The organism is Anabaena sp. FACHB-83, assembly GCF_014697485.1.
Lineage (GTDB): Bacteria > Cyanobacteriota > Cyanobacteriia > Cyanobacteriales > Nostocaceae > Nostoc_B.
Genome location: NZ_JACJRY010000009.1, coordinates 99,211 through 115,238 on the forward strand (window position 1 = coordinate 99,211; position 16,028 = coordinate 115,238).

9 protein-coding genes are annotated in these 16,028 nt (G+C 40.9%); 6 read left to right on the plus strand and 3 right to left on the minus strand.

What is annotated here, in order from left to right; translation table 11 throughout:
* Positions 1–235: 235 nt before the first annotated feature.
* The 4 genes from H6G79_RS13500 to H6G79_RS13515 all read left to right on the plus strand — a co-directional run bounded on the left by H6G79_RS13500 (position 236) and on the right by H6G79_RS13515 (position 8,141).
* A complete protein-coding gene (locus tag H6G79_RS13500) occupies positions 236–1,417 on the plus strand; it encodes a hypothetical protein (RefSeq protein WP_190589412.1) in 1,182 nt (393 codons plus the stop codon).
* Between the two features lie 375 nt (positions 1,418–1,792).
* Entirely contained in the window at positions 1,793–3,520 is a 1,728-nt protein-coding gene (locus H6G79_RS13505) for a pentapeptide repeat-containing protein (protein ID WP_190589413.1), read from the plus strand.
* 347 nt (positions 3,521–3,867) lie between these two features.
* Positions 3,868–6,864: a UPF0182 family protein gene (locus H6G79_RS13510; protein ID WP_190589514.1), complete on the plus strand. Its 2,997-nt coding sequence runs from the start codon at positions 3,868–3,870 to the stop codon at positions 6,862–6,864.
* Positions 6,865–7,160: 296 nt separating this feature from the next.
* The gene (locus tag H6G79_RS13515) at positions 7,161–8,141 is read left to right on the plus strand and encodes a magnesium transporter CorA family protein (protein ID WP_190589414.1); all 981 of its coding nucleotides are present in this window, start codon (positions 7,161–7,163) and stop codon (positions 8,139–8,141) included.
* Positions 8,142–8,733: 592 nt separating this feature from the next.
* On the opposite strand, the gene H6G79_RS13520 is transcribed toward H6G79_RS13515, so the two are convergent.
* The 3 genes from H6G79_RS13520 to H6G79_RS13530 form a co-directional block, all read right to left on the minus strand.
* The gene (locus H6G79_RS13520) at positions 8,734–9,015 is read right to left on the minus strand and encodes a Precorrin-3B methylase (protein ID WP_190589415.1); all 282 of its coding nucleotides are present in this window, start codon (positions 9,013–9,015) and stop codon (positions 8,734–8,736) included.
* Positions 9,016–9,437: 422 nt separating this feature from the next.
* A complete protein-coding gene (locus tag H6G79_RS13525) occupies positions 9,438–10,805 on the minus strand; it encodes an NAD(P)/FAD-dependent oxidoreductase (RefSeq protein WP_190589416.1) in 1,368 nt (455 codons plus the stop codon).
* 408 nt (positions 10,806–11,213) lie between these two features.
* Positions 11,214–12,374, minus strand: a complete 1,161-nt coding sequence (locus H6G79_RS13530) for a glycosyltransferase (RefSeq protein WP_190589515.1) — start codon at positions 12,372–12,374, stop codon at positions 11,214–11,216.
* Between the two features lie 129 nt (positions 12,375–12,503).
* Here H6G79_RS13530 and shc point away from each other — a divergent pair, with 129 nt between their 5' ends.
* Complete coding sequence (shc, locus tag H6G79_RS13535) at positions 12,504–14,411, plus strand: squalene--hopene cyclase (protein ID WP_190589417.1); 1,908 nt, start codon at positions 12,504–12,506, stop codon at positions 14,409–14,411.
* 420 nt (positions 14,412–14,831) lie between these two features.
* A complete protein-coding gene (locus H6G79_RS13540; protein WP_190589418.1) occupies positions 14,832–16,022 on the plus strand; it encodes a DUF4336 domain-containing protein in 1,191 nt (396 codons plus the stop codon).
* Positions 16,023–16,028: the final 6 nt, after the last annotated feature.

Genomic DNA, 16,028 nt, shown 5'->3' on the forward strand with positions numbered 1-16,028 from the left:
CTCTACTTTTAGCAAATGAGAAATTTGAGATTTTATTGTCTATAAGCATAGTTGCATTCCAATGCTGATCGTTGGAACAAATTTTCATGCTGTCAGGATAATAAATATTCATTTCATTGGCGTGATAGAAGAAGATTGACCAAACATCAACCTAAGCTTTACTACTTTGAAACACTAGTTTTGGGCTTGGGTGATTTTTGGGTAACTCATCAGTTTTAGCAAGGTTAATAATGTTATGACAACAAGATTTTTTCGGGGAATTAATTACACTGTTGAATCATTAATAGGAAGTGACCAAACTTTTCAGAGCAATCAAAAAAATACTTGGCTAGAAGTTTTAGGTACGAATAACGTCATCAAGACTGGCAGAGGGAATGATGTCATTATAGAAAATGTTAAGTTCCTGTTTATTAGTAATTATCCTCCTTATGTTGGCCCCGCAATTTTTTATGGTGGTTATGGTGTAATACCTGAAGCATCAATAAGAGGTACTACAATTATTGATACTGGATTTGGTGATGATTTTGTTGTTTTAGGAGAGGGCAATTATATTGTTGATCTCGGTCAAGGTAACAATATTGTTGATGGTACTGGCATTTTTGGTAATATCAAAATATCGGCTGGCAACGGCAATAACATTATTGATTTGACAGGAATTGCTAATTCTCAAGTTAATCTTGGTAATGGTAATAACTCAATTTATCTAGGAGCAGGTAATTCTTCTGTATCCACAGGTGCAGGAAATGATTTGATTACCACAACTATTAATGGGGCATTTACAATCTTAATTGATATTGAATTTTTTGGAGCAGAACCTTACAAACAAACTATTAATGCAGGAAATGGCGACAACCTGATTAAAGTAGTCGTAGCTGGAGAAACAAGTATTACAACAGGTTCAGGGAAAGATTTCGTTTTAGCTACCTCTGCAAATATTGAACTTTTTGATGGAGCGCCTAATTCTGATGTTGTGGATATTCTGACAGGAAGTGGTAGCGATACTGTCATTACAATTGGCACTAAAAGTTTCATTAATTCTGGTTCTGGAGATGATTTAATCATATCTGGTTTGGGCGACGACACAATTTTTACAGGAAGTGGTCGTGATGTGGTAAATCTTCGCGGAGACACTTTTTTTGCTCCGGCCCCTATCCAAGACCTTGAAGAAATATACTTTTCTGAAGCCACTGTTCAAGGAGGTGGCAATGATACTGTTTATTTGGGAAGCGGTAATAAAACGGTGATTTTGGGAAGCAGTGGCTTTGCTACAATCTATGGTTTTGATAAGAAGGATCGTTTAGATGTTAGCGGTTTAAATGCCACTTTTACGCAAATGGGAAATGACACACTCATCAGTTCAGGTGATCATTCTTTAGGAATTATCAAAGACTACACAGGTTCAGTCGCTTTGGTGTAACAGTTAATTAAGAATTAGATTGAAAAGGCCTAACGCCACTGCGCTAGACGGGTTCCTCACCTCTCTCAGTGGCTTCCTAGGTAACTAATCTTTGTGGGAGTAGATTATAGGACTAATATTTGATTCCTGAAATCTACGTAGCATCTGTTAGCGACCGTAACATATTTACCGCAAAGCTTTCGGTGCGTTACGGCTTACGCCTAACACACCCTACACAGACTGCATAAGGTTTTTATATTTCGTAATTTAATTATGATCTCAATGCTCTGGGTAAGTATAAACTATTTGCTAAGGAACAAAGATAGCTTTAGGTTGATCCGTAATACTAGGTTTTGAGCTTGTAAAAGTTAAAAGAAGCTTGAGGATGAGTGACGGATGCTAAGACAATACACTGGCAATACTAAAGCAAAAAATCTAAAACAGTTTTTCATAACTCTGACCGTTTTAACTCCACTGTTAATTACAATTCCGGTTTACGCCAGCAAGCCGGAACATATCAAACAGCTAATAGATACAAACAATTGTGCGAAATGCGATTTAAGCGGGGCAAATTTTAGCTGGAAAAATTTGCTGCGTGCTGATTTATCGGACTCAAATTTGGGTGGTATTGACTTAAGTAATGCAGATTTGAGTGGCGCTAATTTGCGTAATAGTAATTTAAGTAAAGCGAAACTATCTCGCGCTAATATTTTTCGGGCTAATTTGGATAAGGCAAACTTAAGTGATGCTGATTTGAGTAGCACTAACTTGAGTGGTGCTGATTTACGTAATGCGAATTTAACTCGTGCTGATTTGACGAATGCTGACTTGAGTGGTGCGAATTTAAATGGAGCAAATTTGCAAGATGCTAACTTGCGGGGTGTGCGGTTTGATAATGTCAACCTCCAAGGTGTGAATTTGAATGGTGTTGATTTAAGTAATGCAGATTTGCGGAATTTTAACTTCCGTGGCGTGTCGCTGAATGGGGTTAACTTGAGTCGGGTGAATTTGAGTGGTTATAACTTGAGGGGTATAGAACTGAAAAATGCCAATCTCAGTTATGCAAATTTACAAAATGCTGATTTGAGTAATGCCAGATTAAATAATACTGATTTGCAAAATGCTAATCTCTACAATGCGAATTTGCAGGGTGCAGATTTGATTGGCAGTAAACTTAACAGTGCCAACTTGGATAATGCAGATTTAAGGGGTGCAAATCTGGATGCTGATAGTTTACCTCAGAATATTCGTGCTGATGCTTTGGATTACAGCCGTTGGGGAAATACACTCAGTGGTCAGAGAAAATATCAAGGTGCGATCGCCTATTACAACAAAGCGATAGAATTAAATCCTAGAGATGCTCAAATTTATACTAGTCGCGGTTATGCTCACAGTAAGTTGAAAAATTACCAAGCTGCGATCGCGGACTACAACAAAGCTATTGAAATTGACCCTAGTTATGCAAAAGCATACAGCAATCGTGGCTTAACTCGCATCGAACAAAATGATTATACCAGCGCGTTAGCTGATTTTGACCAAGCAATTCGCTTCGACCCCAACAATGCGGAGGCTTATAACGGACGCGCCACAATTCGCCGCATTCAAAAAGATTATACAGCAGTCATTACCGAAGCTTCTCAAGCCATTAGAATTAATTCTAAATTTGCCGAGGCATACAATAACCGAGGGTTAGCGCGGTTTGCTATGCAAGATTATCAAAGCGCGATTCAAGATTATGATAAAGCCATTGATAACTCTAGTGGTTGGGCTTGGGCATATCTGAACCGAGGACTTGCTCGCGCCGCCATCAGCCAGCATAAAGATGCAACTAAAGATTTTGACCGCGCTATTGAAATTGATGAGAATTATACCGAAGCTTATTATCAACGCAGCGTCGCCCGATTTAATCGTAAACGATATGAGGATGCAATTAAAGATTGCGATCGCGTCATTCAAAGAGATCCCAATTATGCCGCAGCTTATGAAAACAAGGGCAATTCTTTATTAGCACTGAAAAAGAAAGCGGAAGCTAAACTGGCCTTTGAACAAGCGATGAAAATCTACGCTCAAAAACAAGATAACCCTAGTTTGGAAAGATTACAGCAAATTGTCGCTGGATTGTAGAGCGATCCTCAATGATTGGTGAGTTACGCAAAATATGAAAAAACGAACCGCAAAGGACGCATAGACGCGATAGCGGCTTCCCGCAGGGTAGGACGCAAAGTTATAAGAGTTTAAGAGGGTTTTAGCTTAGTCCGCGAAGGTGGTCACTGAGCCTGCCGAAGTGCGGACTTTGTTTTTATAGCCGCGAATTTCATTCGTTAGGGCTAGTTGCTACTATACTCTCCGCGCCTCTGCGTCTCTGCGTGAGACAAAAAACCGAGTTCCCGCATTTCTCATGTGAGAGAGATGCTGAGATTTCTATATATTGAGATTATAGAAATATTGAGAACACAAATTTGGCTGCCACAATGCTTTGGAAATGGTGCTTGAGACTGTTTGTAATATTGCTGGGACTGTGGCTGTTGTTAGATTTAGCTTCCCGTCTAGGCGCAGAGATTTTTTGGTTTCAAAAAGTCGGTTATTTGCAAGTATTCTTATTAAGGTTAGTTACTAAGGTTAGTTTAGTATTATTTGTCACGGTTGTCAGTGCGGTCTATCTATGGGGGAATTTATGGTTAGCACAAAAGCTAAAATATCCCGCATCTTTGAAAATTGCTCAAATTAAGCGTGAAGAAGCTGGATTGAGTGCAGAGTTAAAAAATCTGCTCAGTCCGCAATATGCAAAATATGATAACAGTCAAATTACTTACACTGGTGTATTACCGATTAAATTGCGCTGGCTGCTACCTGTAGTTGTTATCTTCAGCTTGTTGGTGGGGTTAATGCTGGCGCATTACAGTCAAATTTCCTTCGCTTATTGGCAAGCTTCGGCTAACAAAGCTAGTTTACCTGTGATTTCGTTGTTTCGCTTAGAAACAATTTGGGCGTTGGGTAGGCAAATTACGACTCAGGTTTTATATGGTGTTTTAGTTGGCGGTGTAGCGATCGCTATTTTAATGTATCCACGCTGGTTATTAACAGCGATCGCCGGGACATTTAGTATTTTATTTGGTTGGATAATGCACCAGAACTGGGGAAAGGTTCTGCAATATTTTTATCCCACAAGTTTTAATTACTCTGAGCCATTATTTAACCAAGATATTAGTTTCTACATCTTTTCTCTACCAGTTTGGGAATTGATGGAACTGTGGTTAATGGGTTTATGTTTATTTGGGTTCCTCGCCGTTAGTCTTACCTATCTGCTTTCGGCGGAGAGTTTAAGTCAGGGAATTTTCCCTGGGTTTTCATCCCAGCAGCAGCGTCATTTGTATGGGGTGGGTGGCTTGTTAATGCTAGTCGTCGCCTGGAGTTATTGGCTGAGTCGTTATGAACTTGTTTATTCCCAACAAGGTGTGAGTTATGGCGCTAGTTATACCGATGTGACAACTCAGTTACCAGCTTACACCTTGTTGTGTGTGTTAGCAGTGGCGATCGCATTTTACCTGTTGGGGCGGACAATTTTTTGGCGACCAAAATCAACTTATCGCAAATTTGTAGGTTACGGGTTAAGCGTTTATTTATTGATAGCTGTTGCATCTGGCGTGATTTTACCCCAGGTCGTGCAGTATTTAATCGTACAGCCCAACGAATTGCAGCGAGAAGAACCTTACATCAAAAGGTCTATTGCTTTGACTCGCCAAGCTTTTGATTTAGAAGCCATTGACGCAAGAACCTTTAACCCCCAAGGTACTTTAACCGAAGCTGATATTAAAGCCAATGACTCGACAATTCGCAATATTCGCCTGTGGGATCAGCGTCCACTTTTAGATACTAACCGCCAACTGCAACAAATTCGTCCTTACTATCGCTTTCCGGGTGCAGATATTGATCGTTATACTTTAGCAAGTGACGCAATTGAACAACCTGCAACAACTAATACAACACCCACAGAATTAATAGAACGGCGACAAGTTTTAATTGCAGCGCGAGAATTAGATTATGGTGCTGTACCCCAACAAGCGCAGACATGGGTAAACCGTCATTTAATTTATACACATGGTTATGGATTTACATTGAGTCCTGTAAATACAGTTGCGCCTGGGGGACTACCAGAATATTTTGTCAAAGATATTGCTGGGACTGCGAATGGCGCTCTCACAACTTCTAGTGCTGCAATTCGAGATAGCATCCCCATTGGTTTACCCCGGATTTATTACGGAGAAATTACGAACACTTATGTAATGACTGGTACAAGAGTTAGAGAATTAGATTATCCTAGCGGCAGTGATAACGCTTACAACATCTACGATGGTTCAGGTGGCATTTCTATCGGTTCTCTGTGGCGGCGTTGGCTATTTGCAATGTATTTAAAAGATTGGCAAATGTTGTTTACGCGGGACTTTTTACCAGAAACCAAGGTATTATTTCGCCGCAATATCAATCAACGTATTCGCGCCATTGCACCTTTTTTAAAATTTGATAGTGATCCTTACTTAGTCGCGGCTGATCCTCGCATTGGTACTGGGTTTCCTGGTGTCAACAATAACCTATTTTGGATTGTTGATGCTTATACAACAAGCGATCGCTATCCTTATTCTGACCCAAATAACGATGGAATTAACTATATTCGTAACTCTGTTAAAGTCGTGATTGATGCTTACAACGGTACAGTCAATTTTTACATTGCCGACGCTAAAGATCCCATTATTCAAACATGGGCTAACATCTTTCCCAAGATGTTTAAACCTCTGAGTGCTATGCCAGCCACCATCCGCAATCATATCCGCTATCCAGTGGACTTTTTTCAAATTCAAGCGGAACGGTTGATGACTTATCACATGACAGACCCCCAGGTATTTTACAACCGCGAAGACCAATGGCAAATTCCCAACGAAATTTATGGTGATAAATCCCGTCCAGTGGAGGCATATTATTTAATTACTAGTCTGCCGACTGTTCCCTTTGAAGAATTTATCTTACTGTTACCCTACACTCCCAGACAACGGACAAATTTAATTGCTTGGTTAGCGGCGCGATCGGATGGCGATAATTACGGTAAGTTATTGTTATATATCTTTCCCAAAGAGCGCCTAGTCTACGGTACAGAACAAATTGAAGCACGCATTAACCAAGATCCTGTAATTTCTCAGCAAATTTCTTTATGGAATCGTCAAGGTTCTAAAGCAACTCAAGGAAATTTGTTAGTTATTCCCATCCAGCAATCATTATTGTACGTCGAACCAATATATTTAGAAGCAACTCAAAATAGTTTGCCCACATTAGTAAGGGTAGTTGTCGCCTACGAAAATCGCATTGTCATGGCGCAAACTCTAGAACAAGCACTAAAAGCCATCTTTCAACCAGAAGTTACACCAGAACCTGCTATTGTGCGCCCCTTTGAAGAAGGAAATTCACCTAGCCAGTAATATTGTGACATGCAACGTCTCGAAAATTTTGGCAGCAATTTAGGATCAATTTCATTCAATTGTTAAATATCTGCCATGCACCATCAACAAATTCATGATATTTATGGAAAGCATGAGTTGTTGTCATTCTGACTAAAAAGCAAAGTTATATTCTTGCTTGGTTATTCATGCTTACCCTTGATACTAAGTTGCGTTTCAACATAATTTCTGACTCCCTACTCTTACCCCAGGTAAAGACGTTATACACAACGCCTCTACCACTTTGACTGCAACTTAGTATGAATTAGGAATGCTATATGCTAACGCTGCTGACATTTTCTCAGAACCACGTAGAAATATTTTCCGGTAAAGATGTTAATGCCATCCTGAAAAGAATTGATGGTTCGCATAATATTTGGTTACGCTGTCTTCATTTCCGCGATCGCACCGGAACCGCTAAAATTATTAACCACTTTCACCTCGACCCATCCCGCATCGACATGATTTTTAACCATTCCTTCACCGGAATTGACGAAGACATGGAAGATTGTTTATTTGATGGCTATGAAATTTTAACTCACCAAATCAAAAATCGGGAATTTCAAGTGGCGCGGGGGAGTATTATTTTAGGGCGTAACTTTATTATTACTTTTGAAACCACAGAAATTAAAGTTTTAACTTTATTACTAAATAATATTCAAAAACGCCACATAGAAATTCAAAGCTGGGGAGTAGATTACCTTTTATATTTAATTTCCAAAGATATCTTAAATAATTACCATACTGTATTTGATTATATTTCGCGGCAACTTGATGATTTAGAAGATGAAGTCTTAGCCAATTCTGGCAATGAAACAACTTATCAAAAAATTGCTGCTATGAGACAGTCTACACGTTCTGGGCGGCGCAATTTTCAAAATCTCAAGTCATTGCTGGCAATGATGAATTATGATGATATTCAATGGATTAGCCAACCAGTCAAAGAATTATTTCATCAAGAATTAGGATATCAAATCGATAACCTCTGGCAAGAATATCAAGCATTGCGGGCTTGGATGTCAGAATTAATGGAAATTCAACGCGATAACATCGCCAGTAAAACCAGTGAACGCATTAATCGCTTAACTATTCTTTCCACAACATTCTTACCCATCACCTTTATTACTGGCTTTTATGGCATGAACTTTAAATACATGCCAGAGTTAGAACAACCTTGGGCTTATCCACTAGTAATTAGTATCATACTATTGATTGTGATTTTTAGTATTACCTTTGCTAAACGGCAACGTTTGTTGTAAATATAGCAATTCTATTAAATTTGTGAAAATCAAAAGGCTCAGATACCCGACTTCTTTAAGAAGTCGGGTATCTTTTGGTTTACAAACGTTTTAAAAATACTATATACAGCCTTGCCTAGTCTGCTGATGTACAAATTTATCTGCGTCCATCTGCGTCCATCTGCGTCCATCTGCGGTTAATTATTCTTGCTTGTACTTCACTAAAATAAAAAACACTATAGCAATCCTAAATCATTTCTGAAATTTCCTTTCTTTTCCTTCCTCTCCTTCTTTGTGTCCTACCCTGCGGGAAGCCGCTATCGCGTCTATGCGTCCTTTGCGGTTCGTTAAAAAGAATATTTTTCACAACTCAGATAGGATTGCTATATATATAAATCCTTTAAATAATTAATTACTTGCAATCACAATGCAAGGCAACACATTCGCAATGCAAGGCGACACATTCATAATGTGAGACAACACATTCACAATGTAAAGTGACACATTCACAATGTAAGGCGACACATTCTTAATGCAGAGTGACAAATCAATACAGTTTGCTTACACTTAAAACCCAAGTGTACTGAGAATGACTCCGGGTAGATTTCAAAAATCAAACCGACTTTTTATATTTTGCTTTGCGCTGCGATTTAGGTGGCGTTCTATGCGCCCCAAAATATTTCTCACTCCGATAACGTAGCCATACACGTAACACTTGCGGAATCTGCTCTTTTTCTTCCTTAGTGAGTTTGTTGTAAAGAGCTAAGGCTCGTTCACGTTCACCTCGACAAGCAGCATTATTATGAGCATCCCAATAGCTACGTGCTACGCGAATTCGCCGACAGACTTCTTTAATTAACGCTTCACCCACAAGAGGAGCTTCTTGGTTTGTCATTTGCAAGATACTGGAATTTTTTCAATGATTATTAATGATATCGTAGCGAGTTTAACTGATATCAACAAATGACAACTCAATTTTTCATAACCGCCGCACTCAACATGATCTTCTATAGCAATCCTAAATCATTTATGAAATATCCTTTCTTTTCCTTCCTCTGCTTCTTTGTGTCCTACCCTGCGGGAAGCCGCTATCGCGTCTATGCGTCCTTTGTGGTTCGTTAAAAAGAATACTTTTTCACAACTCATACCAATTCGCAATTCGCAATTAATAAATCTAGCTCCAGTAATACTTTCCTGATTTCTATCTGTCGCATTCTTTTCTTAAATTGGTATCAGATAGGATTGCTATATCAAGCATCGCAGTAAATTTAGGATTTACACAGAGAGATTCATTCAAACAAACTATCTAATCATGAATTAAGCATTTAGCGGCTGTCTATTGTTAGCTGGGGTGTAATGATTTCTATGACTGCTATCTTCAAATTGAGCGAATGCTAAAGCTTCTTTTTCGGTAATTAATCTGGCGCTACGTCTGCGGGTGAGGTAGTTCCATCCCCACTGAATCATGACTAAGACTTTACTATCAAATTCAATCAAGAAGTAGATATGAATTAATAGCCAGAATACCCATGCAGAGAAGCCTTTTAATTTAATCAACCCTATGTCTACAACGGCTGAATTTTTGCCAATCATGGCTAGGTTGCCATAATCAGTATATTTAAATGGTTGCAGAGTTTTACCGCACAGACGTTTTTGAATCAATGCGGCGACATATTCACCTTCTTGTTTAGCGACGGGTGCGACTCCAGGGAGGGGTTGACCATTTTGGTGGGAGAAGTTGGCTAAGTCACCCACAACGAAAATATTCTTGTATCCTTTAATGCTTAAGTCTGGTTCAACAATCACTCGTCCACTGCGATCGCATTCTACACCAGTTTTTTCGGCTAATACTCTGCCCATTGGTGAACCTTGCACGCCTGCTGCCCATAATACAGTTTTGGCGGCAACTTCTTTGAACTCATCACCTTGTTTCAGGGTAATGATATCGTTTTCAATGTTTGTGACTCTGGTTTTTTTCTGAACAACTACACCCAGTTTTGTTAAGGATGCTTCCGCTTCTTGGGATAACTCTGGCGCAAGGGCGGGAAGGATGCGATCGCCACCTTGTAGTAGTAAAATTCTAGTCTCTGAGGTATTGATGTTGCGGAAGTCTTCTTGTAAGGTTTTATATGCTAATTCTGCGATCGCACCTGCTAATTCTACCCCGGTAGGGCCTGCACCCACAATCACGAAAGTCAACAAAGCACGGCGTTTTTCAGGATCAGTTTCATGTTCTGCGGCTTCAAAGGCTTTAAATATCCGGCGACGCATTTCTATCGCATCTTCTACGGTTTTCAAACTAGGTGCAACTTCTCTCCAGTCATCTTTACCAAAGTAAGAATGCTTTGCACCTGTAGCAACAATTAATGTGTCATATTTAATTGTTCTTTCACTGAGAATCACTTCTTGGGTTGCGGGATTAATATCATTTACCTCTCCCATCACCACTTTCGTATTTTTACTTTTGCTGAGTATAGAACGCAATGGTGCAGAAATGTCAGCCGGTGACAGCGCACCTGTCGCAACTTGATATAAAAGTGGCTGAAATAAATGGAAATTTCGTTTATCGATGAGAGTAACATTTACATTAGCTTTGGCAAGTGCCTTTGCTGCATAAAGTCCACCAAAGCCACCACCAACTATGACAACCTGATGTGGTTGATGATTCTCAAGTGAAGCTTGCATAATTAATATTCCCTTGGGTTAAGAGTTTTGTAATCATTCTTAACTAAGGTGTAACAAATTCCTGAGATTTATGACAGTGTGTGTTGAACAGTTAGAAAAATAATTGAATTGACCAAAGTTACGAATCATCAGAATGCAGATGAGCAAGTTTAAGCAATCATCGTGCAAGCCTGATTTTGTAGGCATTATCTAAAATCAAGCAGTAGGTATAATTAATCAATTGGTGATGGTTGTCAGAGCAATCAATTTGTGTTTATTGAGAATGAGTGACTAAATAAATCAGTCGATCAATAGTGAGTGAATACTCTTGCAAATATGAAGAATTAAATATTGATTCAAATTATACATAGAGCTAGATTTATTAATTGCGTTAGCGAGAAACGAGCGTCATTGCGAATTGGTATTATTTCATCCCGGATAAACTCGTCCTTTCCAAGCACCGCCGCGTCCTTGCCAATGGCGGATAGCTGAATCTATAGTCATTAAAGTGTAGAGAAAGGCGATCGCAGGTAAACTTAAAGCTAATAATGGTGAGCATTGATAAAAGCGGATAATTGGCAAGTAAGCTAATGCCATTAATAACCATGTTGCTAAACCTGTAATTGCAATCATCCAATTGCCTAAAATTACACCAATCACCACGCCAAAAGGTGGTAAAAGATAAATCAAGGTCATAGCAATTACAGTTCCGAATAACAATATAGGTGAGTAATTTAATTGTGTATAAGCAGTCCGCGCCACCATATTCCAAATTGTTTCGAGGGAATCATAAGGGCGTAAACTGCGAGTTAAACTACTTAATCCTAACCAGATACGTCCTTGGCTGGATTTCACCGCATTCGCTAAAGCACAATCATCAATTAAAGCTTGACGAATAGCGGCAATACCACCGATTCTTTCTAAAGCGGTGCGCCGAATTAAAATGCTACCACCCGCCGCCGCCGCCGTGGGATTTTTCGGATTATTGACCCAGCGAAAGGGGTAGAGTTTTTGAAAGAAGAAGACAAACGCCGGAATTAAAAATTTTTCCCACCGACTATCACAACGTAGTCGCACCATCACCGAAACCAAATCTAAATTTTCTTGTTCGGCTTTGGTGACAAGTCGTCGCAGATTATTGACATCGTGTTCAATATCTGCATCGGTCAGTAAAAAATATTCTGGGACGAGTGCTTTAGCTTGTTGGATACCTTGCTGCACTGCCCAAAGTTTACCAGACCAACCAGAGGGTAAAGGTTCACCAGAGATAATTTGCAATTGCTGGGTTTTATCAACAGCGTGGGCGACTCCTTCAGCACAGGCGGCTGTGCCATCAGTACTGCGATCATCTACCAAGAAAATCTTAAAATTGCCATCATAATCTTGCAGTAAAAGCGATCGCAAACTCATCGGCAAAACATCCGCTTCATTCCGGGCTGGAATCACCGCACACACTGACGGTAAAGATTCTCGCTGCGGCTGGATGACTTCTAATTGCTGGTCTAAACGCCAAAACTGTCCCCGCAAACTCAGTAATCCTAACCAAATTATTAAGGATAAGACCATCAACCCTAGTACAATTGCCACAATAACCTCTTGCAAATTATCAGTGTCTCAGACAGAATACTATGTCTGCTGATTGTGGGAAAACATTTTTTTCTCCGTATTGCCGTGTTGAAAACTGGATGTTGAGTGAGTGTTGAGTTTGAGAGAGATTTAATGCAAACACAAGACAGGGTAAAAGTCAATCAAGTTGCAGATGCGATCGCAGCCAGCCAAAAATATCTGCTGTCAATGCAATATCCCGCAGGTTACTGGTGGGCGGAGTTAGAATCGAACGTCACCATTACGGCGGAAGTGGTTCTACTGCATAAAATTTGGGGAACCGATAAAACTCGGCCATTACATAAAATTGAAACCTACTTGCGTTCTCAGCAACGGCAGCATGGCGGCTGGGAACTGTTTTATGATGATGGTGGTGAACTCAGCACTTCCGTAGAAGCATACATGGCGTTGCGGCTGTTGGGTGTTCCCGCCACAGACCCAGCCTTAGTACGGGCGCGAGAATTTATTCTGCAACGGGGTGGAATCAGCAAAACGCGCATCTTTACCAAATTACACCTCGCCTTGATTGGCTGTTACGACTGGCGCGGTATCCCCTCCCTCCCGCCTTGGATTATGCTGTTACCGCCAGCTTTCCCCGTGAATATTTACGAAATGTCTAGCTGGGCGCGTTCTAGCACTGTACCACTGTTGATTGTGTGTGATAGCAAACCTGTTTATCAATTTGACCAAGCCATTAACTTAGATGAGTTATACGCCGAAGGTGTGAATCAAGTCCAGTATGAATTACCCCGCCAAGGTGATTGGACAGATTTATTCTTAACTTTGGATCAAGGATTTAAATTAGCCGAAAGCCTGAATTTAGTTCCCTTCCGCACAGAAGGAATTAAAGCCGCCGAAAAATGGATTTTAGAACGCCAAGAAGTTACAGGCGACTGGGGCGGGATTATCCCGGCGATGTTAAATTCGATGCTGGCCTTGAAATGCTTGGGCTATAGCCCAAATGACCCCATTGTAGAACGGGGACTCCAAGCCATTGATAATTTTGGCATTGAGACAGAAGATAACTATTGCGTCCAACCTTGTGTATCACCCGTGTGGGATACAGCTTGGGTAATGCGGGCGTTGATTGATTCTGGTTATGCACCTGATCATCCGGCGATTGTGAAAGCGGGAGAATGGTTACTGCAAAAGCAAATCCTGGATTATGGTGATTGGATGGTGAAAAATCGCCAAGGTAAACCAGGTGCTTGGGCGTTTGAATTTGACAATCGCTTTTATCCTGATGTGGATGATACAGCCGTAGTGGTTATGGCTTTACACGCAGCCAAACTACCTAATGAAAGTTTAAAACAAGCTGCGATCGCCCGCGCCTTAAATTGGGTTGCATCTATGCAGTGTCGTCCTGGTGGTTGGGCAGCTTTTGATTTAGATAATGATCAAGAATGGCTCAATGCTATCCCCTACGGTGACTTAAAAGCCATGATTGACCCCAATACCGCCGATGTCACCGCCAGAGTCATCGAAATGTTGGGTGCTTGTAACTTATCCATTGATTCCCATAACCTAGAACGCGCCCTATCTTACCTCCTCGCCGAACAAGAAACCGAAGGTTGTTGGTTTGGGCGTTGGGGCGTAAATTACATCTATGGTACTAGCGGCGTTCTCTCGGCTTTAGCATTAATTAACCCGCAAAAGTATCAACGCCAAATCGAAAAAGGCGCAACTTGGTTAATCGGATGTCAAAATTCCGATGGCGGTTGGGGTGAAACTTGCCGTACTTACAACGATCCTAGCCTCAAAGGCCAAGGACGCAGCACCGCATCTCAAACAGCTTGGGCGTTAATTGGGTTAATCGCCGCCGGTGAAGCCACTGGCAAATTTGCAATGGAAATTATTGAACGTGGAATTGATTACCTAGTAAAAACCCAAAAATCAGACGGTACTTGGTTTGAAGCCGACTTTACAGGTACTGGCTTCCCCTGTCATTTTTATCTCAAATATCATCTGTATCAGCAATATTTCCCGTTAATTGCTTTAGGCAGATATCAAAACATCAAATAACGCACAATTTTTCAACAAAATAAACCACAGATGGATATATGGCTGTTCATCTGTGGTTTCTAAAATTACAACAAAATCAACAAAGTCAGGACTTACGCAAAAATCGCCCAAAAGCTTAATTTACCGTAGACGCGAAGCGGCTTCCCGCAGGGTACCGCCAAGTCGCCTTAGACGCGCAAGCGGCTTCCCGCAGGGTAGAACGCCAAGAAATCGTAGAGTCTGCGTAAGTCCTAAAAGTAATCACTCAAAAAAAACGAAAGAATGATTTTGGAGGGGGTTTGGGGGACGCAACCGTCACCCAATCGGGGGTTTGGGGGAGAATCCCCCATATCTTACTCAATCGCTATATTTCAGCTACGCCTGCTCTGATTATTTTAGGATAAAGACATGGCAAGAGATTAGGATTGGGTCAATTCATCTATGTATCTCAGCAACAACCCAAAAGATTGGTCATGGCCGTTTTGGCCTGTTGTTCCCTTTTATCCATACAAACAACGGCGGACACTTTGCCAAGAAATTGTGAAAGATACAATTTGGACATTCGACCAAGTGCATGGCATTCTCTATACTATTGTGCCGATTCGGATGACTGTGGTGAAGCTGACAGGTGGTGGTTTGTTGGTTTATGCACCTGTAGCAGCAACTAAAGAATGTGTGCGAATGGTACAGGAATTGGTAGCAAAACATGGTGAGGTGAAGTACATTATTTTACCAACCAGTTCTGGTCTTGAACACAAGGTTTTCGTCGGCCCCTTTGCCAGAAACTTTCCGCAAGCGCAGGTGTTTGTTGCACCTCATCAATGGAGTTTTCCGTTTAATTTACCACTGAGTTGGTTAGGGTTTCCCCAACAACGAACTCAGGAACTACCAGAAGATGCGAGTCTTGCGCCGTTTGCAGATGATTTTGAGTATGAGGTGTTGGATATTAACTTGGGACGAGGTTCATTTGGGGAAGTAGCTTTGTTTCACAAGCGATCGCACACCCTACTCCTAACCGATACAATCCTATCTGTAGCCGAAAACCCACCAGCTATCTTGCAATTAGACCCATACCCCTTGCTATTTCACGCCAGGGAAAATGCACTCCAGTCTATTGAAGATAACCCAGTAAACCGCCGTCAAGGATGGCAGCGTATTGCCTTATTTGCGATTTATTTCCGTCCCAGTGCATTAGATATCACAGGACTCGGTGAAAGTTTCCGCGAAGCTTGGCAAGCACCAAACCATTCAAGAAAAGCATATTTCGGCTTATATCCATTTCGTTGGCAAGCAAATTGGCAAAAGTCATTTTACGCCCTAAGTCGTAATGGTCGTCCATTTGTCGCCCCAATTTTGCAAACGCTTATTCTGCCCCAAGCACCACAACAAGTCATCGACTGGGCAAACAAAGTTGCAAAATGGGATTTTCACCAAATTATTTCTTGTCATTTTGATGCGCCTATTACTACCAGTCCCCAGCAATTCCGCCAAGCATTTAGTTTCTTAGAAAAGCAGCCATCGGTAAGTGCAGAAAGTCAACCTTGGTTAGAAAAAGACTGTCAATTCATCAAGGAACTAGAAGCAAATTTACTCAAGCAGGGTATCGCTACTCCTCCCAAAGAGAAGGTGTAATACACA